Source organism: Erwinia sp. CGal63 (assembly GCF_037026505.1).
Lineage (GTDB): Bacteria > Pseudomonadota > Gammaproteobacteria > Enterobacterales > Enterobacteriaceae > Erwinia.
On record NZ_JAKUMN010000009.1, the window covers coordinates 76,501 to 99,571 of the forward strand.

Annotated in this window: 26 protein-coding genes; 13 read left to right on the forward strand and 13 right to left on the reverse strand. The window is 54.4% G+C overall.

What is annotated here, in order from left to right; genetic code table 11:
- Nucleotides 1–58: 58 nt before the first annotated feature.
- The 5 genes from rfaQ to coaD all read left to right on the forward strand — a co-directional run bounded on the left by rfaQ (nt 59) and on the right by coaD (nt 4,913).
- A complete protein-coding gene (gene rfaQ, locus MKZ79_RS20425; RefSeq protein WP_336144504.1) occupies nt 59–1,138 on the forward strand; it encodes a putative lipopolysaccharide heptosyltransferase III in 1,080 nt (359 codons plus the stop codon).
- Nucleotides 1,131–2,264, forward strand: coding sequence for a glycosyltransferase family 4 protein (locus tag MKZ79_RS20430; protein ID WP_336144457.1), 1,134 nt, complete (start codon nt 1,131–1,133; stop codon nt 2,262–2,264). Before rfaQ ends, MKZ79_RS20430 begins: the two co-directional genes overlap by 8 nt.
- 103 nt (nt 2,265–2,367) lie before the next feature.
- A complete protein-coding gene (gene waaA, locus MKZ79_RS20435; protein ID WP_336144458.1) occupies nt 2,368–3,642 on the forward strand; it encodes a lipid IV(A) 3-deoxy-D-manno-octulosonic acid transferase in 1,275 nt (424 codons plus the stop codon).
- Nucleotides 3,643–4,434, forward strand: a complete 792-nt coding sequence (locus tag MKZ79_RS20440) for a glycosyltransferase family 2 protein (protein ID WP_336144459.1) — start codon at nt 3,643–3,645, stop codon at nt 4,432–4,434.
- Nucleotides 4,431–4,913: a pantetheine-phosphate adenylyltransferase gene (gene coaD / locus MKZ79_RS20445; RefSeq protein WP_336144460.1), complete on the forward strand. Its 483-nt coding sequence runs from the start codon at nt 4,431–4,433 to the stop codon at nt 4,911–4,913. The genes MKZ79_RS20440 and coaD overlap by 4 nt, the downstream gene beginning before the upstream one ends.
- 1 nt (nt 4,914) lies before the next feature.
- Here coaD and mutM read toward each other — a convergent pair whose 3' ends face one another.
- From mutM to radC, 4 genes are all read right to left on the reverse strand, one after another.
- Nucleotides 4,915–5,724, reverse strand: a complete 810-nt coding sequence (gene mutM / locus MKZ79_RS20450) for a bifunctional DNA-formamidopyrimidine glycosylase/DNA-(apurinic or apyrimidinic site) lyase (protein ID WP_336144461.1) — start codon at nt 5,722–5,724, stop codon at nt 4,915–4,917.
- A 79-nt stretch (nt 5,725–5,803) separates the two neighbouring features.
- Complete coding sequence (gene rpmG / locus MKZ79_RS20455) at nt 5,804–5,971, reverse strand: 50S ribosomal protein L33 (RefSeq protein WP_001051798.1); 168 nt, start codon at nt 5,969–5,971, stop codon at nt 5,804–5,806.
- Between the two features lie 16 nt (nt 5,972–5,987).
- Nucleotides 5,988–6,224 carry a 50S ribosomal protein L28 gene (gene rpmB / locus MKZ79_RS20460; RefSeq protein ID WP_004154798.1) on the reverse strand — a complete coding sequence of 79 codons (237 nt, stop codon included), beginning with the start codon at nt 6,222–6,224 and terminating at the stop codon, nt 5,988–5,990.
- Nucleotides 6,225–6,507: 283 nt separating this feature from the next.
- The gene (radC, locus tag MKZ79_RS20465; RefSeq protein ID WP_336144462.1) at nt 6,508–7,176 is read right to left on the reverse strand and encodes a RadC family protein; all 669 of its coding nucleotides are present in this window, start codon (nt 7,174–7,176) and stop codon (nt 6,508–6,510) included.
- Nucleotides 7,177–7,361: 185 nt separating this feature from the next.
- Between radC and coaBC the strand changes: the two genes are divergently transcribed.
- From coaBC to slmA, 3 genes are all read left to right on the forward strand, one after another.
- Nucleotides 7,362–8,573, forward strand: coding sequence for a bifunctional phosphopantothenoylcysteine decarboxylase/phosphopantothenate--cysteine ligase CoaBC (gene coaBC / locus MKZ79_RS20470; RefSeq protein ID WP_336144463.1), 1,212 nt, complete (start codon nt 7,362–7,364; stop codon nt 8,571–8,573).
- Nucleotides 8,551–9,009, forward strand: coding sequence for a dUTP diphosphatase (gene dut, locus MKZ79_RS20475; RefSeq protein WP_336144464.1), 459 nt, complete (start codon nt 8,551–8,553; stop codon nt 9,007–9,009). Before coaBC ends, dut begins: the two co-directional genes overlap by 23 nt.
- 97 nt (nt 9,010–9,106) lie before the next feature.
- Entirely contained in the window at nt 9,107–9,703 is a 597-nt protein-coding gene (gene slmA, locus MKZ79_RS20480) for a nucleoid occlusion factor SlmA (RefSeq protein WP_336144465.1), read from the forward strand.
- Between the two features lie 30 nt (nt 9,704–9,733).
- On the opposite strand, the gene pyrE is transcribed toward slmA, so the two are convergent.
- The 6 genes from pyrE to MKZ79_RS20510 all read right to left on the reverse strand — a co-directional run bounded on the left by pyrE (nt 9,734) and on the right by MKZ79_RS20510 (nt 15,983).
- On the reverse strand, nt 9,734–10,375 hold the full coding sequence (pyrE, locus tag MKZ79_RS20485) for an orotate phosphoribosyltransferase (protein ID WP_336144466.1): 642 nt from the start codon (nt 10,373–10,375) through the stop codon (nt 9,734–9,736).
- A 53-nt stretch (nt 10,376–10,428) separates the two neighbouring features.
- Nucleotides 10,429–11,145: a ribonuclease PH gene (rph, locus tag MKZ79_RS20490; protein WP_336144467.1), complete on the reverse strand. Its 717-nt coding sequence runs from the start codon at nt 11,143–11,145 to the stop codon at nt 10,429–10,431.
- 85 nt (nt 11,146–11,230) lie between these two features.
- Complete coding sequence (locus MKZ79_RS20495) at nt 11,231–12,358, reverse strand: ABC transporter permease (protein WP_336144468.1); 1,128 nt, start codon at nt 12,356–12,358, stop codon at nt 11,231–11,233.
- On the reverse strand, nt 12,351–13,274 hold the full coding sequence (locus tag MKZ79_RS20500) for an ABC transporter ATP-binding protein (RefSeq protein WP_336144469.1): 924 nt from the start codon (nt 13,272–13,274) through the stop codon (nt 12,351–12,353). Before MKZ79_RS20500 ends, MKZ79_RS20495 begins: the two co-directional genes overlap by 8 nt.
- Nucleotides 13,267–14,211, reverse strand: coding sequence for an HlyD family secretion protein (locus MKZ79_RS20505; protein WP_336144470.1), 945 nt, complete (start codon nt 14,209–14,211; stop codon nt 13,267–13,269). The genes MKZ79_RS20500 and MKZ79_RS20505 overlap by 8 nt, the downstream gene beginning before the upstream one ends.
- A 74-nt stretch (nt 14,212–14,285) precedes the next feature.
- Nucleotides 14,286–15,983, reverse strand: coding sequence for a lysophospholipid acyltransferase family protein (locus tag MKZ79_RS20510; RefSeq protein ID WP_336144471.1), 1,698 nt, complete (start codon nt 15,981–15,983; stop codon nt 14,286–14,288).
- Between the two features lie 683 nt (nt 15,984–16,666).
- Between MKZ79_RS20510 and MKZ79_RS20515 the strand changes: the two genes are divergently transcribed.
- Nucleotides 16,667–17,530, forward strand: a complete 864-nt coding sequence (locus MKZ79_RS20515) for a YicC/YloC family endoribonuclease (protein ID WP_336144472.1) — start codon at nt 16,667–16,669, stop codon at nt 17,528–17,530.
- Between the two features lie 81 nt (nt 17,531–17,611).
- Here the strand turns inward: MKZ79_RS20515 and MKZ79_RS20520 are convergent, their stop codons facing one another.
- Nucleotides 17,612–18,232: an SHOCT domain-containing protein gene (locus MKZ79_RS20520; protein WP_336144473.1), complete on the reverse strand. Its 621-nt coding sequence runs from the start codon at nt 18,230–18,232 to the stop codon at nt 17,612–17,614.
- A gap of 252 nt (nt 18,233–18,484) precedes the next feature.
- Between MKZ79_RS20520 and MKZ79_RS20525 the strand changes: the two genes are divergently transcribed.
- Complete coding sequence (locus MKZ79_RS20525) at nt 18,485–18,823, forward strand: zinc ribbon domain-containing protein YjdM (RefSeq protein ID WP_336144474.1); 339 nt, start codon at nt 18,485–18,487, stop codon at nt 18,821–18,823.
- 71 nt (nt 18,824–18,894) lie between these two features.
- Here the strand turns inward: MKZ79_RS20525 and MKZ79_RS20530 are convergent, their stop codons facing one another.
- Nucleotides 18,895–19,296: a hypothetical protein gene (locus MKZ79_RS20530; protein ID WP_336144475.1), complete on the reverse strand. Its 402-nt coding sequence runs from the start codon at nt 19,294–19,296 to the stop codon at nt 18,895–18,897.
- A 260-nt stretch (nt 19,297–19,556) separates the two neighbouring features.
- Between MKZ79_RS20530 and MKZ79_RS20535 the strand changes: the two genes are divergently transcribed.
- Complete coding sequence (locus MKZ79_RS20535) at nt 19,557–20,174, forward strand: trimeric intracellular cation channel family protein (RefSeq protein WP_336144476.1); 618 nt, start codon at nt 19,557–19,559, stop codon at nt 20,172–20,174.
- Nucleotides 20,175–20,179: 5 nt separating this feature from the next.
- On the opposite strand, the gene ligB is transcribed toward MKZ79_RS20535, so the two are convergent.
- Nucleotides 20,180–21,844, reverse strand: a complete 1,665-nt coding sequence (gene ligB, locus MKZ79_RS20540) for an NAD-dependent DNA ligase LigB (RefSeq protein ID WP_336144477.1) — start codon at nt 21,842–21,844, stop codon at nt 20,180–20,182.
- Nucleotides 21,845–22,096: 252 nt separating this feature from the next.
- Between ligB and gmk the strand changes: the two genes are divergently transcribed.
- Nucleotides 22,097–22,720: a guanylate kinase gene (gene gmk / locus MKZ79_RS20545; RefSeq protein ID WP_336144478.1), complete on the forward strand. Its 624-nt coding sequence runs from the start codon at nt 22,097–22,099 to the stop codon at nt 22,718–22,720.
- Nucleotides 22,721–22,773: 53 nt separating this feature from the next.
- The gene (rpoZ, locus tag MKZ79_RS20550; protein WP_016191359.1) at nt 22,774–23,049 is read left to right on the forward strand and encodes a DNA-directed RNA polymerase subunit omega; all 276 of its coding nucleotides are present in this window, start codon (nt 22,774–22,776) and stop codon (nt 23,047–23,049) included.
- The last annotated feature ends 22 nt before the right edge of the window (nt 23,050–23,071 follow it).

Sequence of the window (23,071 nt, forward strand, 5' to 3'; positions counted from 1 at the left end):
TTTCCCTGTTCGGGCTTTCCCTTACAATCGGTCCACTTTATTTTGAGATCTCATGAGCATGGCCACTCCTCAGTCGATTCCCGCCGCCTTCGCGCCGCAAAAGATTTTGCTGATCAAGCTGCGTCATCATGGCGATATGCTGCTGACCACGCCGGTTATCGCCGCGCTGCGCCAGCGTTATCCGCAGGCCAGCATCGACGTGCTGCTCTATAAAGAGACGCTGCCGATGCTGCAGGCGCATCCGCATATTCGTCAGCTGCGCTTTATCGATCGCAAATGGAAAAACGAGGGAAAGCTGGCGCATATGCGCCACGAGGCGGCTCTGCTGAAAACAATTCGCCGCGAAGGCTACGATCTGGTTATTAACCTGGCGGATCAGTGGCGCAGCGCGATCATTACCGCGCTTTCCGGCGCGAAGGTCAGGATCGGCTTCGCCTACAACAAGCGCAGCAACGCTTTCTGGCGGCAGGCGCATACGCATCTGGTCTCCACCCGGAACCACGGCCAGCTGCATACCGTTGAACAGAATCTGACCGCGCTGCAGCCGCTGAACATCGCCTCTGAGGGCTTTGCGGCGGCGATGCACTACAGCGACAGCGACTGGCGCCACACCCAGGCTACGCTGGCGCAACACAAGGTGACGCATCCCTATATCGTGATTCAGCCAACGTCACGCTGGCTGTTCAAATGCTGGGAAGATGAGAAGGTCGCCGGGCTGGTGGCAGCGCTGGCGAACGAGCAGACAGCTATCGTGCTGACCGCCGCGCCGGACAAAAAAGAGCTGGCGATGATCGAGCATATTCTCTCGCTTTGCCCCGGCAAGGCGATTTCGCTGGCCGGTCAGCTGACGCTGCCGCAGCTGGCTTCGCTGATCGATCACGCGCGCCTGTTTATCGGCGTCGACTCCGCGCCGATGCATATGGCCGCCGCGCTGAATACGCCGTGTATCGCGCTGTTCGGCCCCACTAAACTGAAGCAGTGGCGTCCCTGGGGCGACAATAATCAGGTGATTTGGGCCGGAGACTACGCGCCGCTGCCGGCGCCGGACAGCATCAATACCAATACCGAGACTCGCTATCTTTCCGCTATTCCGCTTGAAGACGTGGTGAAAGCCGCAAGGAACTATCTGGATGAGTAAAGTTCGACTGGCCATAGTACGGCAAAAGTATCGTCCCGACGGCGGCGCCGAGCGGTTTATCTCGCGGGCGCTTGAGGCGCTGGACGACGATAGCCTGGATCTGAATATTATTACCCGCAGCTGGCAGGGCGATCCGAAGCCCGAATGGCATCTGCATATCTGCAACCCAAAAAAGTGGGGACGCATCTCGCGCGAGCGCGGCTTTGCCCTGGCGGCGCGCGAATGCTGGCAGCGGGAGAAATTTGATATCGTGCAGAGCCACGAACGCATCGCGGGCTGCGATATCTTTCGCGCAGGCGATGGCGTGCATCGTGTCTGGCTGGAGCAAAGGGCGCGTATCGTTTCGCCCGCGCAAAAACTGCTGACCGCCTTAAGTCCGTATCATCGCTATGTCATGGCGGCGGAAGAAGAGATGTTTCGTTCGCCCGCGCTGAAAAAAATCATCTGTAACTCGCTGATGGTGAAAAACGACATCATGCGCTGCTTTCAGGTACCGGAAGAGAAGTTCGCGGTTATCTATAACGCTATCGACGCGCAGCGTTTCCAGCCCGCTACGCCAGCCGAACGTCAGCAGTCGCGCGCGGCACTGAATCTGCCCGCCGATGCCAAAGTGTTTATTTACGTCGGCTCCGGTTTCGAGCGCAAAGGGTTAAAGGCCTCTGTCAGCGCGCTGGCCGCTACCGATGCGCATTTGCTGGTGGTAGGTCAGGATAAACAGCAGGCGCACTATGTGGAGCAAGCTCGCGCGCTGGGCTGCGAAAAGCGTATCCATTTTGTCGGCGTTCAGCACAACGTTATTCCTTACTATCACGCGGCCGACGCGCTGATGCTGCCTACGCTCTACGATCCTTTTCCTAACGTGATTCTGGAAGCGATGGCCTGCGGCCTGCCGGTGATTACCAGCTTTACCTGCGGCGGCGCGGAGTTTATCGTCGATGGCGAACAGGGCTATGTTTGCGACGCGCTGGATATCGCGGCGCTGACTGCGGCGGCGCAGGCGGTGCCGGTGAGAAGTCAGGATCCCCGTATGGGCGAGGCGGCGCGCGAACGCGTTCTGCCCTGTTCGCCGCAGCAGCTGGCGAGCCAGCTTCATGCGCTGTATCAACAAGTGTTGCGACAGGCCTGAGAAGAAGATATGAGCGAGCGCGACTTATCTGCTAACATGCGGTAATGTTTCTCTTTTCCGGCATTTTCTGACGCGAGTCTCTCCGTAATCCGTAAACACTGTGATGACAACAATTTATTCCGCCCTGCTCTATCTTATTCAGCCTTTGATCTGGCTCCGGCTCTGGCTACGCGGCAGAAAAGCGCCCGCCTACCGGAAACGCTGGGCCGAACGCTACGGCTACTGTAAAGGCAAGGTCAGGCCGGACGGCATTCTGCTGCACTCCGTTTCCGTCGGTGAGACGCTGGCCGCCGTGCCGCTGGTCAGGGCGCTGCGTCATCGCTACCCAACGATGCCGATCACCGTCACCACCATGACGCCGACCGGTTCGGAACGGGCGGCTTCCGCCTTTGGTAAAGATGTGCATCACGTTTATCTGCCTTACGATCTTCCCGGCTCGATGAACCGCTTTCTGGACAACGTCAGCCCGCGGCTGGTGATTATTATGGAAACCGAGCTGTGGCCAAATATGATTGGTCAGCTGCACGCCCGTAAAATTCCGCTGGTGATCGCCAATGCCCGTCTTTCCGAACGGTCGGCGAAAGGCTACGGCAAGCTGGGTAAATTTATGCAGCGCCTGCTGCAGAAAATTACGCTGATCGCGGCGCAGAACGAAGAAGATGGCGAACGCTTTGTAACGCTGGGCCTGAAACGCTCGCAGCTGGCGGTGACCGGCAGCCTGAAGTTCGATATTTCGGTTACGCCCGAGCTGGCCGCCCGCGCGGTGACGCTGCGGCGCCAGTGGGCGCCGCGCCGTCCGGTCTGGATCGCCACCAGCACCCACGACGGCGAAGAGAGCATTATTCTGGAGGCGCACCGCAAACTGCTGGCGCGTTTCCCTGACCTGCTGCTGATTCTGGTGCCGCGTCATCCGGAGCGCTTCGACACCGCGCGCGAAATGGCACAGAAGGCGGGCTTCAGCTACACCCTGCGCAGCAGCGGCGAAATTCCTTCCGGCAGCACTCAGGTGGTGATTGGCGATACAATGGGCGAACTTATGCTGCTCTACGGTATCGCCGATGTGGCTTTCGTCGGCGGCAGCCTGGTGGAGCGAGGCGGACACAACCCGCTGGAAGCCGCCGCGCACGCTATTCCGGTGCTGATGGGGCCGCATATCTTTAACTTCAAGGATATCTGCGCCAAACTGCAGCAGGCGGACGGTCTGATCACCGTGACCGACGCCGATTCGTTGGATAAAGAGATCGGTAATCTGCTCACCGATGAGGATTACCGTCTTTACTACGGCCGCCACGCCGTGGAAGTGCTGCATCAGAATCAGGGCGCGCTGCAGCGTCTGCTACAGTTACTCGAACCTTATCTGCCACAGCGGAATCACTAAATGTCTTCACGTCAGCTTCTGTCGGTCGTCCTGATCGCTAAAGATGCAGCGGAGCTGCTGCCGGAATGCCTGGAGTCCGTCAGCTGGGCCGATGAGATTGTGCTGCTGGATTCCGGCAGCCACGACGGCACGCCGCAAATCGCCGCCCGACACGGCGCTAAGGTCTATCACTCTCGCGAATGGCACGGCTATGGTAAACAGCGCCAGCTGGCGCAAAGCTACGCCACGCATCCGATGATTTTGATGATCGATAGCGACGAGCGCGTCACGCCGCAGCTGCGCGCCGCCATTGAAGCCGTGCTGGCCCAGCCTGCCGCTGCGGATAAGGTTTACAGCCTGGGCCGTCGCAACCTGTTTCTGGGGCGTTTTATGCGCCACAGCGGCTGGTATCCCGATCGCGTTACGCGCCTCTATCCGCGCCAGTTCAGCTATAACGATCATCAGGTGCATGAGTCGCTGGAAACCGGCAACGCGACAACGGTAGCGCTGAAAGGCGATCTGCTGCATCTGACCTGCCGCGATTTTTCCGCCTTTCAGTGGAAACAGTTCGCCTACGCGGAAGCCTGGGCGAAACAGCGTTATCATCAGGGTAAAAAGTGCGGCCTGCTGTCGATTTTCGCCCATACGCTGGGCGCCTTCCTGAAAACCCTGGTGCTGCGCGCCGGTTTTCTGGACGGCAAACAGGGCTGGCTGCTCGCCGTGGTCAACGCGCAGTACACCTTCAACAAATATACGGCGCTGTGGGCGCTGAACCACTCCATTCATCACGTATCCGGCAAAGGCGGCGCATGAGCACAAAAGCGATCTATCCCGGCACTTTCGATCCCATGACCAACGGCCATCTGGATATCGTCACGCGCGCCGCGCTGATGTTCGATCATATCGTGCTGGCTATCGCCGCCAGCCCCAGTAAAAAGCCGATGTTCTCGCTGGACGAGCGCGTGGCGCTGGCGCAACAGGTGGTGGCGCACCTGCCGAACGTCGAAGTGGTGGGATTCAGCGATTTAATGGCAAACTTCGCGCGGGATCAGCAGGCTAACGTGCTGGTTCGCGGTCTGCGGGCGGTATCCGATTTTGAATATGAGATGCAGCTGGCGCATATGAATCGCCATCTGCTGGCGGAGCTGGAAAGCGTTTTTCTGATGCCTTCAGAAAAGTATTCGTTTATCTCTTCTTCGCTGGTCAAAGAAGTCGCGCGCCATAACGGCGACGTCAGCGCTTTTCTGCCGCCGCCGGTGCACAGCGCGCTGCTGGCGAAGCTTTCCGCCTGAGCTATTTCTGACAGTTCGGGCAATAGAAGGTGCTGCGCTGGGCATGTTTGGCGCCCACGATTGGCGTGGCGCAAACGCGGCAGGGTTCGCCTGCGCGGCCATAAACCTGCAGCTCCTGAGCGAAGTAGCCCGGTTTGCCGTCCGTCTGTAAAAAATCCCGCAGCGTGGTGCCGCCCTGCTCTATCGATCGCACCAGCACCGCCTTGATCGTTTCCGTCAGCAGCACAATCTCTTCTCTGGTCAGCGCCATAGCGGGTCGATCGGGATGGATCCCGGCGGCAAACAGCGATTCGCTGGCATAGATGTTGCCGACGCCCACCACCAGCTTGTTATCCATTAGCCAGGGTTTAACCGGCGTGCGCCTGCCGCGAGACTTTTCAAACAGGTAATCCGCGTTAAACGCTTCGCTGAGCGGTTCCGGGCCAAGATGGGCGAGCACGTTGCTGGCGGTCAGATCGCGGCTCCACAGCCAGGCGCCGAAACGTCGCGGGTCGGTATAGCGCAGTATCTTGCCGTTGCTCATCACCAAATCCACATGGTCATGTTTCGCCGGCGGCGTCTCTTCCGACAATATCCGCAGGCTGCCGGACATGCCGAGATGGATAATGATCCAGCCTTCGGGCAGCTCCAGCAGCAGGTATTTGGCGCGACGCTGTACGCTGAGCACCGGCCGATCGCTGAGGCTGTGAATTTCATGCGCTACCGGCCAGCGCAGGCGGCCATTGCGCACCACGGCGTGCAGAATAGTGGCGCCGACGAGATGCGGCTCAATACCGCGTCGGCTGGTTTCAACCTCTGGTAATTCCGGCATGCAAACCTCCCGCAAATGTTTTCAGACGCACAAAAGAAAAAACCCCGCCGAGGCAGGGTTTTTCAGTCGCTAAACTCAATTACTTGATTTTAGCTTCTTTGTAGATCACGTGCTGGCGGACAACCGGATCGAATTTCTTCAGTTCCAGTTTTTCCGGCTTAGTACGCTTGTTCTTCGTGGTGGTATAGAAGTGACCTGTACCAGCAGAAGAAACCAGCTTGATCTTCTCACGAATACCTTTAGCCATGTTTCAGTTCCTTACCTTAGTACTTCTCACCGCGGGTACGCAGATCGGCCAGAACCGTCTCAATACCCTTTTTATCAATTACGCGCATGCCTTTGGCAGATACGCGCAGTGTAACGAAGCGCTTTTCGCTCTCAACCCAGAAACGGTGAGAGTGCAGGTTCGGCAGGAAACGGCGTTTCGTCGCGTTCATTGCGTGGGAACGGTTGTTACCCGTTACCGGACGCTTTCCAGTTACCTGGCAGACTCGTGACATGTCAATTCTCCAAAAATCAAATAAGCTCGAGCTTTAAAAATAAGGGTCCTGGCCGCCTCGTCAGGCTCTTAGCCTATCCAGGCGAGTTCTATGTGAACCCGCTGAGCAGGCCCAAACGCCAAACCCGAGATTCTCAAAGGTGGCGTAGTATACGCTCTGCGGCGCTGGTGCTCAAGTCCCGAACAGATAAAGATCCCTTAGGATCGCGCAAAATTGCCGCGTTTGAATGGGAAAAGCCCTGTCGCGCCAGGGAAAAACGGGCGGCCAGGGCATTGCGCCGGCGCTAAAGCCAGCCTCTCTCCGCGAAGGAAACGTGTTCGCCCTGCCCGATAACGATATGGTCGAGCACGCGAATATTAAATAGCTGGCAGCAGTCGATAACCTGTTGAGTCACATCACGATCCGCCATGCTGGGCGTCGCCACGCCCGAGGGATGGTTGTGGGCAAGCACAATCGCCGCCGCATTGTGTTTCAGCGCCTCGCGCACGATTTCACGCGGATGCACCTCAACGCTGGCTATGGTGCCCGCAAACATTTCGCAGCTATGAATCACCCGAAGCTGGTTATCGAAAAAAACCACCATAAAAATCTCTCTTTCCCGATGCCCCAGCTTGCTGTGCAGAAAATTCACCATATCGGCCGGGTTCTGCACCATGTTTTTCACCGAGTCCGCGCAGGTGAAAAATCGCCTGCCCAGTTCGGCAATAGCGCTCAGCTGGGCATATTTCGCCACGCCTACGCCTTTAATCCGCAAAAAGGCCTCTTTATCCGCCGTCATTAACCGGTAGAGCGACCCAAACTCCTCCAGCAGCTGCTGCGCCAGCGTCATCACGTGCACGCCGTTGGCGCCGGTACGTAAAAAAAGCGCCAGCAGCTCCGCATCCGTCAGCGCGTCAGGCCCATCCGTTACCAGCTTTTCGCGTGGCGGCATTTTTTTCCATGGCTTTTTCATTGGCTTTCTCCTTCCGCAATTGGCAAAAGCATGGCATTATATACAGTAGTTTTCCACGCTTTTCTCCCGTATTGCGAGCTGCTTTACAAAGTGGCCGTTGCGCCAAAAGTCAGCCGGCAGCGAGTATGATAAAATGACGCTCTTCCGGCGCACGGGCGCCCTGCTGGCTCAACGGAGCAGAGACTATGACACTAACCGGTAAACGTATTGTGCTGGGCGTAAGCGGCGGTATCGCCGCCTATAAGGCGCCTGAGCTGGTAAGACGCCTGCGCGATCGCGGCGCGGAAGTGCGGGTAGTGATGACCGCGGCGGCGAAAGCTTTTATCACGCCTCTGAGCCTGCAGGCCGTTTCCGGCCATCCGGTCAGCGACGATCTGCTGGACCCGGCGGCGGAAGCGGCGATGGGCCATATCGAACTGGGTAAATGGGCCGATCTGGTGATTCTGGCGCCCGCTACGTCCGATCTGATTGCCCGCATTGCCGCCGGCATGGCGAACGACCTGGTGACCACAATCTGTCTGGCGACGGCCGCGCCCGTTGCGGTTGTCCCGGCGATGAACCAGCAGATGTATCGCGCGGCAGCCACGCAGCATAATCTTCAGGTTTTACAAGCGCGTGGCCTGATGATCTGGGGGCCGGACAGCGGCAGCCAGGCGTGCGGCGATATCGGCCCTGGCCGTATGCTGGACCCAATGGCTATCGTGGCGGAAGCCGTCGGCTGGGCCGCTCCGCAGCATGATTTGACGCATCTTAATATTATGGTGACGGCCGGCCCTACCCGCGAATCGCTTGATCCAGTCCGGTTCATTACCAACCACAGCTCCGGTAAAATGGGCTTCGCTGTCGCCGCTGCCGCAGCAAAACGGGGCGCCAGCGTGACGCTGGTTGCTGGCCCGGTCGCTTTAGCGACGCCGCCCGGCGTGAAGCGTATTGATGTTGTCAGCGCGCTGGAGATGGAAAAAGCGGTGATGACGAATGCCGCCGAACAGCAGATATTTATCGCCGCGGCCGCTGTCGGCGACTACCGCGCCGCCGAGTTTTCCAGCGACAAAATTAAAAAGCAGGGCGAGGAGATTCTCCTGAAGATGATCCGTAACCCGGATATCGTGGCGGGCGTGGCGGCCATGCAGCAAAACCGGCCTTACGTGGTGGGATTTGCAGCGGAAACCCGGAATGTGGAAGAATACGCCCGGCAAAAAAGAATTCGGAAGAATCTGGATCTGATTTGCGCCAACGATGTATCAAAAGCCGGGCAGGGATTTAACAGCGACACCAATGCCCTGCATCTTTTCTGGCAGGATGGGGATAAAGTCTTACCGCCTGGCGATAAGCAGCTCCTGGGCCAACAATTACTGGACGAGATAGTCAGCCGTTATGAAGAAAAAAATCGACGTTAAGATTTTAGACCCGCGCGTGGGTACCACTTTTCCTTTACCCGCTTACGCCACCTCCGGCTCCGCTGGTCTTGATCTTCGCGCCTGCCTTGATGAGGCGATAGCGCTGGCGCCGGGCGCCACCGTGCTGGTGCCGACAGGCCTGGCTATCCATATCGGCGATCCGCAGCTGGCGGCCGTTATTCTGCCGCGCTCCGGCCTGGGCCATAAGCATGGCGTGGTGCTGGGCAATCTGGTCGGCCTGATCGACTCCGATTATCAGGGACAGCTTATGGTTTCCGTCTGGAACCGCGGTCAGGATGCCTTCAGCATCGAGCCAGGCGAGCGTATCGCTCAGATGGTGTTTGTCCCTGTGGTGCAGGCTGAATTTAATTTGGTTAACGACTTCGACGCCAGCGCGCGCGGCGAAGGCGGCTTCGGCCACTCCGGCCGTCAGTAGTAGCTCTCGTCCTTATTTCCACCGTGAGCGTTTCGGCTCACGGATGTTGCGTGGGCGTTTGCCCGTACAAGGTGATATTTCAGGGGTCTTTCAGGACATGGCAGAGAAAAAAAGTGCGAAAAGGAATCGTCGCGAAGAAATACTGCAGGCTCTGGCGCAAATGCTGGAATCCAGCGACGGCAGCCAGCGGATAACCACCGCCAAACTGGCGGCGAGCGTGGGGGTTTCTGAAGCTGCGCTTTACCGGCATTTTCCCAGCAAAACCCGCATGTTTGACAGCCTGATTGAGTTTATTGAAGACAGCCTGATTACGCGCATCAATCTGATTTTGCAGGATGAAAAAGAGACGTTGCCGCGCCTGCGGCTGATTGTCCAGCTTATCCTGGGCTTTGGTGAGCGTAATCCGGGTTTATCGCGCATCCTGACCGGCCATGCGTTGATGTTTGAACAGGATCGCCTGCAGGGCAGGATAAACCAGCTGTTCGAACGCATCGAGGTGCAGCTGAAACAGGTATTGCGCGAGCATAAGATGCGTACCGGCGAAGGCTTCCGCACGGATGAGGCGCTGCTGGCTTCACAGCTGCTGGCTTTCTGCGAAGGGCTGCTGTCGCGCTTTGTCCGCTCTGATTTCCGCTATCGTCCGACGGTGGAGTTTGAAACGCGCTGGCCGCTGCTGGCCTGCCAGCTGGTATAAAGAACGGGGCCGTCATCGACGGCCCTTTTTTCAGATGCCGTACTCTTTACGGTAGGCGCGAACGGCGGCCAGATGATCGGCCAGTTCGGGTTTCTCTTCCAGATAGCTAATCAGGTCGTTCAGCGTAATGATAGCGGTTACCTTGCAGCCGTAGTCACGCTCGACTTCCTGAATGGCAGACTCCTCGCCGCGGCCGCGCTCCTGACGATCCAGCGAAATCAGTACGCCAGCCAGCGTCGCGTTGTTCGCGGCGATGATTTCCATGGATTCACGAATAGCGGTGCCGGCGGTGATGACGTCATCCACCAGCATAATACGGCCCTGCAATGGGCTGCCTACCAGCGTGCCGCCTTCACCATGAGTTTTCGCCTCTTTGCGGTTAAAGCAGTAAGGCACGTCGCGGTCGTGATGATCCGCCAGCGCGACGGCAGTGGTGGTAGCGATGGGAATGCCTTTATAGGCCGGGCCAAACAGCAAATCGAAATCGATGTTGGAATCCACCAAAGCCTGCGCGTAGAAGCGGCCCAGCAGCGCCAGATCGCGGCCCGTGTTAAACAAGCCCGCGTTAAAAAAATAGGGGCTTTTACGGCCCGATTTCAGCGTGAACTCTCCGAATTTCAGGACCTGCTTATTGATGGCAAATTCAATAAATTGGCGCTGCCAGGCTTTCATGTTTCGCTCCTCAATCACTTATAAAAAAGGCGACTCTCTGGTCGCCTGGGAAATCAGTTCTGTAGCGCCGCTTTCTGCGCCTGAATCAAGGTGTCGATGCCGCCACGCGCCAGCGAGAGCAGCGTCAATAGCTCGTCATGAGTGAACGGCTCGCCTTCCGCGGTGCCCTGCACTTCAATCATGCGGCCATCTTCTGTCATCACCACGTTCATATCGGTTTCCGCTGCGGAATCCTCAACGTATTCCAGATCGCACAGCGCTTCGCCGTTGACGATACCTACGGAAACGGCAGCGACCATGCCTTTCATCGGATTAGCCTTCAGCTTGCCGATAGCCACCAGATGATTCAGCGCATCGGCCAGCGCCACGCAGGCGCCGGTGATGGAAGCTGTACGCGTGCCGCCATCGGCCTGCAGCACGTCGCAGTCCAGCGTAATGGTAAACTCGCCCAGCGCTTTTAAATCCAGCGCGGCGCGGAGGGAGCGGGCGATCAGGCGCTGGATTTCCAGCGTGCGGCCGCCCTGTTTGCCTTTGGCCGCTTCACGCGCGTTACGGCTGTGGGTGGCGCGCGGCAACATCCCGTATTCTGCGGTTACCCAGCCCTGGCCCTGCCCTTTCAGAAAGCGCGGCACGCCCTCTTCAATCGTGGCGGTACAGAGAACTTTGGTTTCACCGAATTCAACCAGAACGGAGCCTTCCGCATGTTTGGTATAGTGGCGGGTCAGGGTGACGGGACGCACCTCATGGGCATTACGGCCTGCTGGACGCATGGTTTTTCTCCGGCTTGTAAATCAGGATTGGCTGCGCATTATACGGATTTCGCAGCCGAATGCCTATGGCGGCTTCAGGCCGCCTTTAATCCAGCGTTTTATTCCAGGATTTCAGCGCGATTAACATAATTACGGCGCTTAGCCCGACCAGCATCATCAGATCGGGCCATATCGCGTCGAGCGAATAGCCTTTCAGCATGACGCCTTTCATCAGGCGGATAAAGTAGGTTAGCGGCAGACACGAGCCAAGCCACTGCGCCCAAAAAGGCATGCTGATAAAAGGGCTGATAAATCCCGAAAGCATCACCGACGGAATAAAATAGAAAGAGGACATCTGCAGAGCCTGCAGCTGACTATGCGCCAGGCTGGAGATGGTGATGCCTATCGACAGACAAAGAAAGATGTAAATCATCAAAATAAAGAAGACTAACAGCAAATTTCCCACAAGCGGCAGCTCAAATATCACTATCGCGCTGACGAGGATCAGCGCCGCCTGAATCACACCGATAAGCACGAAAGGCGTGATTTTCCCCATCATGACTTCAAAAGCGGTTACGGGCGAAATCAGCAGATTCTCCATTGCACCGCTTTCCCGCTCGCGAGTGACCGCCAGCGCCGTCATCAGAATCAGCGTAGTGCTGAGTATCGAGCCGATAATTCCCGGAATGGTATTAAACTGCGTGATACCTTCCGGATTAAACATGCGATGAATCACCAGGTCATACACATCATCGCTTTGCTGTCCTGCCAGAGACGGCGGCAGATCGTGCTGAAACAAGGTTTTTGAAGCCATGACGATGGCGTTGAGCGCGTTGCCGGTCGCCATAGGATCGATGGCATCGGCCTGAATCAGCAGCTGTGGTTTCTCCGCGCGCAGGATTTTCTCTGTGAAACCCTGCGGAATCGTGATGATAAACAGCACGTCGCCTCGGGAAAATGCTTTCTCCGCTTCCGTTGCCGATTCAAAGGGAGAGATTGAAAAGTAGCCGGTGTTTTGCGCGGTGGAGACAAACACTTCGCTCAGGCGCTCGTTATCATAATTAAGCAACGCCGCCGGAATATGATGAGGGTCCATATTTACCGCATAGCCCAGCAGGATAAGCTGAAGAAGCGGCGTCAGAAAGATCATGGCGGCGCTGATCTTGTCCCGGCTGAGTTCGTGCAGCTCCTTTAACACTACGCCCGACCAGCGTACCAGCGAAAATTTATGCATCGGTATTTCCATCGTTTTGTTTCATCAGCCAGGTGAAGGCATCTTCGAGCCTGGTTTCCGCCGCTTCGATGCTGCACTGTTTCGGCACCCTTCGCGCCAGTACAGCACGCAGCTCCCCTTCATGACGCGAGGTAACGTATAGCGTGTTGCCGAACATCACCGTTTGCTCGACGCAGGAAAATTGCTGCAGCTGATTTTCAAGACTTATCAAACCGCTGCCGCGTATCTGCAACGTCGTTAACTGCTGAGCCGCGATAATTGATGGAATGGTGCCGCTGGCCAGTAAATTGCCGTAAGAGAGATAGGCCACCTTATGACAGCGTTCCGCCTCATCCATGTAATGCGTACTGACCAGCACCGAAATTCCCCGATCGGAAAGGCGGTGCAGCGTCTGCCAGAACTCACGCCGCGCTTTGGGATCCACACCTGCCGTAGGCTCGTCCAGAAAAAGCAGAGAAGGCTGATGGAGCATACAGGCCGTCAGCGCCATTCGCTGCTTCCAGCCTCCGGAAAGCGATTTTGCCAGCTGATGCTGGCGGGAGAGCAGGCCTGATTCACTTAACACGGTTTCTATCAGCCGTGCTCGATCGTCCAGGCTGTGCAGACGGGCAATAAACTGCAGGTTTTCCCTGATTGTCAGATTGCCCCACAGTGAAAAGTGCTGCGTCATGTAGCCGATATGCCGCTTAATCACCTGACGCTGGGTAAAAATATCCAGCCCAAGACAGTGGCCGCTGCCCGAATCGGGAGTCAGCAAGCCGCACATCATGCGGATAGAGGTGGTTTTTCCGCTGCCGTTAGGGCCAAGAAAGCCGTAAATTTCTCCTTTTTTTATCTGTAGAGAAAAATCTTTTACTACGTGATGCTCGCCGAAATATTTGTTGAGATTATTCACCTCAATGCAGAACTCACTCATACGCCAGCTCTACCCTTACCGGCTGACCAGGCCTGACGAAACTCTCAGGTAACGCCTCGGCCATAAACATCAGTGTTTCACGGCGCGCGGTGCTATAGATAACCGGCGGAGTGTATTCCACCTGCGGACTGATATAGTTAATCGAGGCATTTACGGGCTGCGGACAACCATCGCAATGGATTTTCACTCTCGTGCCGGTATGAAAAGCGCCGGCATACTTCTCAGGAATAAAGAATCTTATTTTTAACCGGTCAGGGGGGAGAAGGCTGACGAGCGGTTTTCCAGCCGTGGGTCGTTCGCCGGGACGATACAAAATATCGTAAACCTGCGCATCCTGTGGCGCGGTAATAATCAGCTGTTGCCGATCCCACAGCGCTTTATCCAACTGCAGTTTCGCTGCCTGTGTTCTCAGCTTCTGCGCCTCGATTTGCGCCTTACGGGCCGGTAATTTCTTAGCCTCAAGCTGATGTTCAAGCTGGTTTACTTCGGCCTGCCTTTGCCTGTAATTATCCTGCCATTGTTCCCATTCCGCTTTTGAAACCGTCTTTTGCTGGTAAAGCGGACGGTAGCGCTCAAGCTGGCTTTTGGCGAGATCGGCGGCCGATTGCGCGCGACGCAGCTGGGAGTAAATAATATTGAGTTCTTCCGTTCTCTCTCCTGTTTCCAGATTATGCAGGGTAGCCATTTCCGCCTGGTAATTCTTATCCGCAATGCGCAGCGCGTTGTCCGCCTGATAAGCTTCCATAACCATCAGTGGCTGTCCTGCCTTTATGCTGTCGCCTTTTTCGATCAGAATCTTCTCCACTTTTTCTGTAGTAGCACATGAAAGATAGATAAAATCGCCATAAGCGTAGCCCGATAAAAGAGGGGAAGAACCATCACAACCCGCCAATAAAAAAACAATAAAAAGAGGAACAATAAATATTACTTTTTTCATATTTTCGCCGTGTAAGCCACTTCAAACCCAAAGAAAGAGAATCCATTATTTTTACAATTGAACTTTAAACGGCATTAAGAGGCTTTTTTTCTGGTAATAAAATGCGCGTAATAACTTCTTTTTAAATTTTCTATATTGCATACATTTAAGCCTGCTACGGAATTGAAGGTTTTATCCTCAACAAAAGAGAAAATCTTCGATCCTCCAAGTTGATACCATTTCGCTGCCTGTTTGTAAGGCCAGGGGAGTTCACATCCCTGTTCTTTCAGGATAGCGTTTAATATTGACCAATCCTGTTGAAATTCTTTTCCCAAAAAGAATTTGTTAACTGCACTATCATTGATCAGAAACTCATTTTCTGACGCCATTTTTTCATCGGGCGAAAACCAGAGTCGATAAAATGCCACAATAATTTGTTGTGCAAGCAGAGTAAAAGATCTGGGAATGGTCAGTACGCCGATAAGATTTTCATACTCCGGATAACGAGATACGAACCTGAATATCCCTTTCCACAAGCTGTCCAGCGCATTGGTTTTTTGATAGCTCTGCTGTACAAACCCGCGACCTATTTCAATACTTTTGTTGAGTAGTGAAAGATTACTGTTGGTGTAGTTAAATAAGGTGCTGCTATATAATCCGTTAAGACCTTTAGCCGCAAGTTGCTCGCCAACGGGCATAAGTCGGTAGGCGCCAGCTATTTCCATCTTTTGTGGATCCCAAAGGAAAATATGGTAGTAGTCAAAATCGTAAACGTCATTATCTCTTTTCTTTCCGGTTCCTACGCCTGTTGCCCGGAAAGAAATTTCTCTCAGCCTGCCCAGTTCAGACAGAACAGGAGAATGTCCTTCACCATTAAAACGGTAAAGAAACAGCTTCTTACCGCTGCTGAGGGTTTCCAGAAGCTCGCATTTTTCGACCGCTTCCGCCAGAAGCCCTTTGTTTTCAGGCCTGGCTACGGGCGCAACCATGGGTAATGGCGCCGGTCGATTTTTTGCCAGCTGCAGCAGATGATGCCGGCATTCCTGCGCTTCCAGAGGAGACTCTATATTTTTTTCAGCTTCTACAAGGTTTATCTGGGGAAATATCTTTACTTTGAGCGTCTTACCCTTATGCCGTACACACTCACGGAATATCATCAGATTAGATAAGGGTCGCCATATCAGCGCCGTTATGTAATAAATCAGACTGTTTCGTCCTCTTATATGCGCAGGCACAATGGCAGCATTATTTTTAGAAGCCAGCCGAAGAAACCCTTCCAGCCACGGCGACTCTTTTAAACCCAATGGCGTGATGCTGGCCAGTCGGCCAGCCGGAAAAATAAGCAAAAGACCATTATTTTTCAGGTGATCGTTCATCTCCTTAAGCTGTCTGCGACTCATTTTTCCTTGCATATTTCTGATGCCGATAGAAATGCTTTCTATTTCCGGAAATGTCGTAGTAAGCACATGGTTAGCCACGATTTTTATATCTTTTCTAACCACAGCAAGGCTGTTGATCATCACTATGCCGTCCATCACGGTAGGATGATTAGAGACAACAACCACCGGCCCTTTCTCCGGAATGTTTTGGTAATCACCACAGTGAGTTTCACACCGAATTCGCAATGATTCCATGAGAGTTTCTACCCACTCTATACCCTGCTTTCCCTTTGCGCAGTCCAGATAGGGATTCATTTTATTCAGGCCAATTAACCATTCGATAATGCGGCGCTTTCGCGAAGAAAAATTATTCTCCGGAAAAAACTCGTTAATAATTCCATCGGTAACATCCATGATTTCACCCTTTTAATTGCTGCGTTAACGTGTAGTTTCAACAGGAAATACCATCCAATACTTATCAAATATTAATAAGCAATATTTTTTATCTTTCTACTTATTTTGCAAATAATTAGCTGAGCAAATATATGTGATCAGACAAATCCTTGTATTTGATCCAGGTCAAATCACCCTATTTTTTAGCAAACTCTTTATTGAACAAGAATAAAACAATAAACACCCAAACACACCACTAATCCTTTATAATAAACAAGCTAATCGCTATTTTTGCTGTGAATTATTCTTAACCTGAAAAAAATAAATACAGACAAGACCAATGATTTCGCCTCATACCTTACCCAGCCCCGCAGGAAATAAAAAATTATTTGTAAAATCACATCTATTTCATATTGTGGTTTTTATCAGATTTTTCCCGCAATATCTCTTCCAGTAATAGATTTGATTATGCGTAATGCTGATTAATTTATCCGTGACGAATGATTTCCGGCAGCCGCATCACCGTTATGTTAATGAAAATAAAATAGCGCGCAGCTTAGCGGTTTCGTAGGGGGCACCGTTCACTTCGGTGGCTGAAAAACCAGACCTGTCCCGAAATTTTACAGAGTTTGACCAGATGCCTGTTAAGCCAGGATGCGCGCCGCTATAATCACCTGAACTTAATCTGAAAACGGGTACGCACAATGATCCGCAGTATGACCGCCTACGCCCGGCGTGAAACCAAAGGCGAATGGGGCAGCGCAGCCTGGGAGCTTCGTTCCGTAAACCAGCGTTACTTAGAAACCTATATCCGTCTGCCCGAACAGTTCCGCGGTCTGGAACCGGTGATCCGTGAACGCATTCGCAATCGTCTGACGCGCGGTAAGATTGAATGCAATCTGCGTTTCGACGCTGACGTTCGCGCGCAAAGCTCATTGGTGCTGAATGAGAAACTGGCTATCCAGCTGGTAAAAGCTGCCAACTGGGTCAAATTGCAGAGCGATGAAGGTGAAATTAATCCGGTTGATATTCTGCGCTGGCCAGGCGTGATGTCAGCGGAAGAGCAGGATCTGGACGTCATTTCCGCAGAGTTATTGAGCGCACTGGATGTGGCGCTGGACGACTTTATCACCGCCCGCGAAACCGAAGGCGCCGCGCTGAAATCGCTAATCGAGCAGCGGCTGGAAGGCGTCAGCACTGAAGTCGCTAAGGTACGCGCGCAGATGCCGGACGTGCTGAAATGGCAGCGTGAGCGCCTGGTTACCAAACTGGAAGAGGCGCAGGTTCAACTGGACAGCAACCGGGTCGAGCAGGAACTGATTATGCTGGCGCAGCGTGTTGACGTGGCGGAAGAGCTGGATCGGCTGGAAGCGCACGTGAAAGAGACTTACAACATCCTGAAGAAAAAGGAAGCCGTTGGGCGTCGTCTCGACTTTATGATGCAGGAATTCAACCGTGAGTCGAACACGCTGGCTTCTAAATCGATTAATGCTGAGGTGACTACTTCCGCTATCGAGCTCAAAGTGCTGATCGAACAGATGCGTGAGCAGATTCAGAATATCGAGTAACCAGACCGACATTCTATAAAAAAGCCCGTATTACGGGCTCTTTGCACTCCACAACAGTACCCGATTTCCACCTCCGGTAGCTTAAAGCTCGCTTACAATCCTGGCTTTGGTGGTTTCATATTCGGAATCGCTGATTAGCCCTTCTTCATAGAGCTTTTTCGCTTTCTTCAGGCGTTCAACGGCGCTGGCTTCCGGGCTGGGTTCCGTTACGGGCGTGCTGTTAGCGAAGTTACCGAAGCCGCCGGATTTTGCCCGCAGCTCTTCCAGCTCTCGCTGGCGCCTTTTTTCCCGCCATGCTTGCTCGTGGGTCTGGGCAATCTTGTAGATTTCCTGCGCTTCGTCTTTGCGTAGCCCGCTGAACTGAAAGCGCATCACTCTGCCCTGCGTCGCCAGGTCAGGCTGTTCCAGCGCGATAATATAGAGCGTGCTGCCAAATATGCCCGCTTTGATATGCGCATTTTTTAAATCCTGCCAGCGAACATCTACCGGCGTAAAACCGCCCAGCAGGCCGCGACTCGTGCCGATAAAGCGGCCGGAAGTGGCGCTCACCATGGTTCGACGATGCGTCAGGGCAAACAGGCGGCGCTGAATGCCGACTTTTAGCAAGGTTTCTCCCGGCACCAGCATAGAAGCGAGATACCCAAAGGCTTTCTCTAACCCCTTCTCGGGAACAACGGTTTGCTGGCTATCCTGGGTACTCATAATGGGCTCCTGCTGTGTCATTAATGATAAAAAAAGCTTAATGGTTAATATACCTGCTCTTTATCGGTTGCTTAAGAATTTTCTTAACGTGATAGCGCCGAATTTCTTTAAACAGCGGTGCCTGTGTTGATCAGGCTAAATCATCTTTTATATTTGCAGCTGAAGACGTTATTGCCGGTAAAGATAAATAGGCTTCCGGGCTGCACCAGGCTAGAATCCCCCTCTTTTTCTATGGATTAATTTGAGGTTTCTATGCATACCCTTCCTCCCTGCCCTGAATGCCACTCCGAATACAGCTGGCAGGATGACGAGCTGTTCAACTGTCCGGAATGTGGCCACGTCTGGTCTGACAGCGCGGAAGCCACCGCTGGCGATGCGCTAATCGTGAAAGATGCCAACGGCAATCTGCTGGCCGATGGCGATAGCGTGACGGTGATTAAAGATCTTAAGGTTAAAGGCAGCTCAACGCCGCTGAAGATCGGCACCCGTGTTAAAAGTATTCGCCTGGTAGAAGGCGATCATAATATCGACTGCAAAATTGACGGCTTTGGCCCGATGAAGCTGAAATCGGAGTTCGTTAAAAAGAACTGATGCGGCCTGCTCTGCAGATGGTTCTCAGCTTTGCGAGCTTCAGCTTCGGCATTCGGCCTGGTAATATCGGTTCAGTTATAGGCCGCCGCTTCTTCAGCGCTGATAAGCGCCAGCCTTTCCAGCTGCATGGCGACTGAACGCGGCGATCGCTCGCATATCCCCGCCAAATCGCTGATTGAACAGCCCTGACGAAACTGCAGAACCAGCGTCTGCTTTTCATCTTCGCTCCAGGGCAGATAAGCGTTGGCGGGACGTCCTTCCGCCCGATTTTTTTCGCGCCGCTGCTCCGGCGTCAGCTTCACTTTTTCTTTTCTGGCTGCCATGCTGAAATTAACGCCGCTGAACTCCTCGGCGAGAGCGAAAAGCAGCCTTATGGCGTCCGGTGTATGGACAACAGAAGCTGGCGGCAGCAACTCGCCCGTTTCCGGATGTATGCCTTTTGCCAGCAGTCGGAAGATTTCACCTGCCATCATTTTTCTCGTCCTTGTTATAGCCAGCCTTCCGGGAAAGCAGACATGCGGTTTTTTAATCACGTCGGCCGTGGAAAGCGGTTCGTTTCTGCCTGAAGCGCCACGAAAAACATATACCAAATAAAGGGTTGCTATAGAAAACAACGCAGTTATTTTGTCTTCAGATTAGGTAAACTCATCTAATCTGGTGCCGTTTAAAAAATTTCAGTCGCCAATCCGTCTGCAATCCTGCAGGCTTGCCGCCGATTATTCAGGAGCGGGCTATGCTACTTACTGTTTTTTATCTGATCGGAATTACCGCAGAAGCCATGACCGGCGCGCTGGCTGCGGGCCGTCGTAAAATGGATATGTTTGGCGTCATTATTATCGCCTCCGTTACCGCTATCGGCGGCGGATCCGTTCGCGATATGCTGCTCGGTCACTATCCGCTCGGCTGGGTAAAGCATCCTGAATACATTGTGATTGTCGCTATCGCTGCCGTAGCCACCACTCAGCTTGCGCCGCTGATGCCGCATCTGCGCAAGGTTTTTCTGGTACTGGATGCGCTGGGCCTGGCCGTGTTTTCTGTTATCGGTACTCAGGTTGCGCTGGATATGGGCCATTCGCCGATTATCGCCGCTATCAGCGCGGTCATCACCGGCGTCTTTGGCGGCGTGCTGCGCGATATGTTTTGCAACCGTATCCCGCTGGTCTTCCAGAAAGAGCTGTATGCGGGCATCGCTTTCGCCTCTGGCTGGCTCTATATTCTGCTGCTGAAAACACCGCTTACCCACGAGTTGACGATCGTCATTACGCTGCTGTTTGGCTTTCTGGCACGCCTGCTGGCGCTGCGTTTTCGGCTGGGACTGCCGGTATTCAACTATCCTCACGCCGATCATTGAACTGCTCATCGCTGCGCCTCTTCTAAATAAGTGATCATCTGCCGCACTTCAGGATGACGCAGGAAAGCAACGATTTGGCCTGCCAGCGTTTTGCCTGTGCCTGGCAGCTGCTGCCACTCCTGAGCTTGTCGGGTCAGCAGCGTTGACCAGCTGTTGTCCGTGATAGCGTTAAGCGCCTCTTCAGGAATGGGCACGCCCAGCGCCCTTACCCAGCGTCGAAAAGGCTGCTGTCGGCTCAGCGAAAACTCGTGGTAAAGCCAGTCCGCGCGAGCAGGCGTAATGTCGGTTATGTTACGCAGCTCTTCCTGTGACAGCGACAGCCAGGAAAAAAGGTGGGTTAGCTGTCCTGCCTGTATCAGGCGCTGCCAGCTGCTGCGACTGATGCCCGTCATCGCCAGCGCTTTCTTGCCGCTTAGCCAGACAAGGCGGGCCAGAAACTGTTCGCGGCAGGCTGGCGTATAGAAAAAGCAGCTTAACGAGTGGAAAGCCTTCGCGTCGGGTACTGGCGGCCTGTCGCGCTTCGTTACCCGCCAAATTACCTCGTCGAGCCTGGGAATGCCCTGGCCAGCCAGACTAACGGCAACCTGATCTCCGGGTACAATATCCAATGCCTGCCAGCGTTTCAGCGAGCCGATATTGACCCGGCTGACTTTTTTATCGTCCAGCTGCACAGGAGAAAGATTCAGTACCGCGCCTGTTTTCCCCGTACGCCCGATGGGAAAATCTACTGACAACACCTCCGTGGTGACTTTGCGCGGCGTATATTTCCAGGCCGCTGACCAGCTATTCTCGCCAGGCAGCCAGTAAGCGCCTCTCACTGGCGTGCCGTGAATAACAACGCCATCCGTCACGAAAGGCAGCGGCTGACGAAACCAGCGCTCGCGCCAGTCGGCAACCTCGTCGACGTTAGCGACAGGTTTGCTCCATGCCTGCATAACGCTGAAACCCATCTTGCTCAGCAGCTGCAAACGCTGCGGCATCGGCGCCGGCCCGTCCGGCCAGGCCCAGATAAAAATCCCCAGCCGCGCCAGCAGCGGCGAATTTTCGCTGCGCCGCATCGCGCCCGCCACCATTGAACGAGCGTTAACGCCGCCCTGGCTGGCCTGTTGATGATCGGTCATCTTCAGGTAGAGCTCGCCCTGTAGCACAAGGGGATCGTCATCCAGCGCCACGCGCTGCGGAATATCGGGAATATGCCGCGCCTTTTCCGTCCAGTCTTCGCCCCGCAGCCCATTGCCGCGGCTAATCATCCGCACGAGCTTTCCATGCCGGTAGTGAAGCGTTACGGCGACGCCGTCCAGCTTGGGCTGCACCCAAAGCGGCTGTTTGCCCATCATCCAGCGCGCCACCGCCTGACGATCGGGCAGCTTTCTGACCCCAGCATGCGCTACCGGATGCTGTGTCTTACCGTTGTTCGCCAGCGCTGGCGAGCGTGGCTGGCTTCCAGGCCGGAAGCACTGCTGCCAGTCGCGATATTTTTTCTCTAAGGCGTCGTAGCGCTCATCCGTCACCAGGCTGACGCCCTGCTCATAGTAGGCGCGATCCCAGTCGCTCAGCTGTTTTTCCAGCGCTTTTACCTCCGCCTCCGCCCTTGCGGGCGACCAGACGGGACAAAACGCCTGAGCGATTGCGCACCATGCCAGACTTACCATCATCACTATACTTCGCATCTCCACACTCCTTTGTTGCCCTGCTGTGCCGATTAAACCGACAAAGCAACGGCGTAGCGATAGCGATAACGCTGTTCCGGGAATCGTCTCGAAATCTTTTTGCGCCTAGCATGAAACGTCTCATTAGTGCTGCGAGTTATCTTCCAGTTTTTGAGAAAATACGCGGCGAAACAGCCGAAACGCTGCATCCTGCCCGCCACCCGTGTATACTGTGCAGGAAGTAGACTTCGACTGGCATATCAAGAAATCATCATGGCTCAAGGCACACTCTTTATTGTTTCAGCACCAAGCGGCGCGGGTAAATCCAGCCTGATTAACGCGCTGTTAAAAACGCAACCGCTGTACGACACCCAGGTTTCTGTTTCTCACACCACCCGCGGCGTGCGTCCGGGAGAGAATCACGGCGAGCATTACTATTTCGTCAACCATGATGAGTTTCGTCAGATGATCGAAGAGGACGCCTTTCTGGAACATGCCGAAGTATTCGGCAACTACTACGGCACTTCCCGCCAGGCGATTGAGCAGGTGCTCTCGACCGGCGTGGACGTCTTTTTGGATATCGACTGGCAGGGCGCGCAGCAAATCCGCCAGAAAATGCCGCAGGCGCGCAGTATTTTCGTGCTGCCGCCGTCCAAAGACGAGCTGGATCGTCGCCTGCGCGGCCGCGGCCAGGATAGCGAAGAGGTGATTGCCCGACGTATGGCGCAGGCCGTCGCGGAAATGAGCCACTATGCGGAGTACGACTACCTTATTGTGAATGATGATTTCGATCTGGCGCTGTCCGATCTGAAAACCATTATTCGCGCCGAGCGTCTGCGAATGGGCCGTCAAAAATCCCGTCATGATGCTTTAATCAGCAAACTGTTGGCAGACTGAGGACAACTCAGTATGATGCCCAGTCATTTCGTCAACCGTGGAGTATCACACTTATGGCACGCGTAACCGTACAGGACGCAGTAGAAAAAATTGGTAACCGTTTTGACCTGGTTCTGGTCGCCGCTCGTCGCGCTCGCCAGATGCAGGTTGGCGGTAAAGATCCGCTGGTTCCGGAAGAAAACGACAAGTCTACCGTGATCGCGCTGCGCGAGATCGAAGAAGGTCTGATCACCAACCAAATTCTGGATGTGCGTGATCGTCAGGAACAGCAGGAGCAGGAAGCCGCAGAACTGCAGGCTGTTACCGCGATCGCTGAAGGTCGTCGTTAATCATTAGCCGGAAGGCTCGCCC

Bases quoted from the DNA above. Each gene is read 5' to 3' on its own strand.
- rfaQ (WP_336144504.1), top strand. From the start codon at position 59: ATGGCCACTCCTCAGTCGATTCCCGCCGCCTTCGCGCCGCAAAAGATT.
- MKZ79_RS20430 (WP_336144457.1), top strand. From the start codon at position 1,131: ATGAGTAAAGTTCGACTGGCCATAGTACGGCAAAAGTATCGTCCCGAC.
- waaA (WP_336144458.1), top strand. From the start codon at position 2,368: ATGACAACAATTTATTCCGCCCTGCTCTATCTTATTCAGCCTTTGATC.
- MKZ79_RS20440 (WP_336144459.1), top strand. From the start codon at position 3,643: ATGTCTTCACGTCAGCTTCTGTCGGTCGTCCTGATCGCTAAAGATGCA.
- coaD (WP_336144460.1), top strand. From the start codon at position 4,431: ATGAGCACAAAAGCGATCTATCCCGGCACTTTCGATCCCATGACCAAC.
- mutM (WP_336144461.1), bottom strand. From the start codon at position 5,724: ATGCCGGAATTACCAGAGGTTGAAACCAGCCGACGCGGTATTGAGCCG.
- rpmG (WP_001051798.1), bottom strand. From the start codon at position 5,971: ATGGCTAAAGGTATTCGTGAGAAGATCAAGCTGGTTTCTTCTGCTGGT.
- rpmB (WP_004154798.1), bottom strand. From the start codon at position 6,224: ATGTCACGAGTCTGCCAGGTAACTGGAAAGCGTCCGGTAACGGGTAAC.
- radC (WP_336144462.1), bottom strand. From the start codon at position 7,176: ATGAAAAAGCCATGGAAAAAAATGCCGCCACGCGAAAAGCTGGTAACG.
- coaBC (WP_336144463.1), top strand. From the start codon at position 7,362: ATGACACTAACCGGTAAACGTATTGTGCTGGGCGTAAGCGGCGGTATC.
- dut (WP_336144464.1), top strand. From the start codon at position 8,551: ATGAAGAAAAAAATCGACGTTAAGATTTTAGACCCGCGCGTGGGTACC.
- slmA (WP_336144465.1), top strand. From the start codon at position 9,107: ATGGCAGAGAAAAAAAGTGCGAAAAGGAATCGTCGCGAAGAAATACTG.
- pyrE (WP_336144466.1), bottom strand. From the start codon at position 10,375: ATGAAAGCCTGGCAGCGCCAATTTATTGAATTTGCCATCAATAAGCAG.
- rph (WP_336144467.1), bottom strand. From the start codon at position 11,145: ATGCGTCCAGCAGGCCGTAATGCCCATGAGGTGCGTCCCGTCACCCTG.
- MKZ79_RS20495 (WP_336144468.1), bottom strand. From the start codon at position 12,358: ATGCATAAATTTTCGCTGGTACGCTGGTCGGGCGTAGTGTTAAAGGAG.
- MKZ79_RS20500 (WP_336144469.1), bottom strand. From the start codon at position 13,274: ATGAGTGAGTTCTGCATTGAGGTGAATAATCTCAACAAATATTTCGGC.
- MKZ79_RS20505 (WP_336144470.1), bottom strand. From the start codon at position 14,211: ATGAAAAAAGTAATATTTATTGTTCCTCTTTTTATTGTTTTTTTATTG.
- MKZ79_RS20510 (WP_336144471.1), bottom strand. From the start codon at position 15,983: ATGGATGTTACCGATGGAATTATTAACGAGTTTTTTCCGGAGAATAAT.
- MKZ79_RS20515 (WP_336144472.1), top strand. From the start codon at position 16,667: ATGATCCGCAGTATGACCGCCTACGCCCGGCGTGAAACCAAAGGCGAA.
- MKZ79_RS20520 (WP_336144473.1), bottom strand. From the start codon at position 18,232: ATGAGTACCCAGGATAGCCAGCAAACCGTTGTTCCCGAGAAGGGGTTA.
- MKZ79_RS20525 (WP_336144474.1), top strand. From the start codon at position 18,485: ATGCATACCCTTCCTCCCTGCCCTGAATGCCACTCCGAATACAGCTGG.
- MKZ79_RS20530 (WP_336144475.1), bottom strand. From the start codon at position 19,296: ATGATGGCAGGTGAAATCTTCCGACTGCTGGCAAAAGGCATACATCCG.
- MKZ79_RS20535 (WP_336144476.1), top strand. From the start codon at position 19,557: ATGCTACTTACTGTTTTTTATCTGATCGGAATTACCGCAGAAGCCATG.
- ligB (WP_336144477.1), bottom strand. From the start codon at position 21,844: ATGCGAAGTATAGTGATGATGGTAAGTCTGGCATGGTGCGCAATCGCT.
- gmk (WP_336144478.1), top strand. From the start codon at position 22,097: ATGGCTCAAGGCACACTCTTTATTGTTTCAGCACCAAGCGGCGCGGGT.
- rpoZ (WP_016191359.1), top strand. From the start codon at position 22,774: ATGGCACGCGTAACCGTACAGGACGCAGTAGAAAAAATTGGTAACCGT.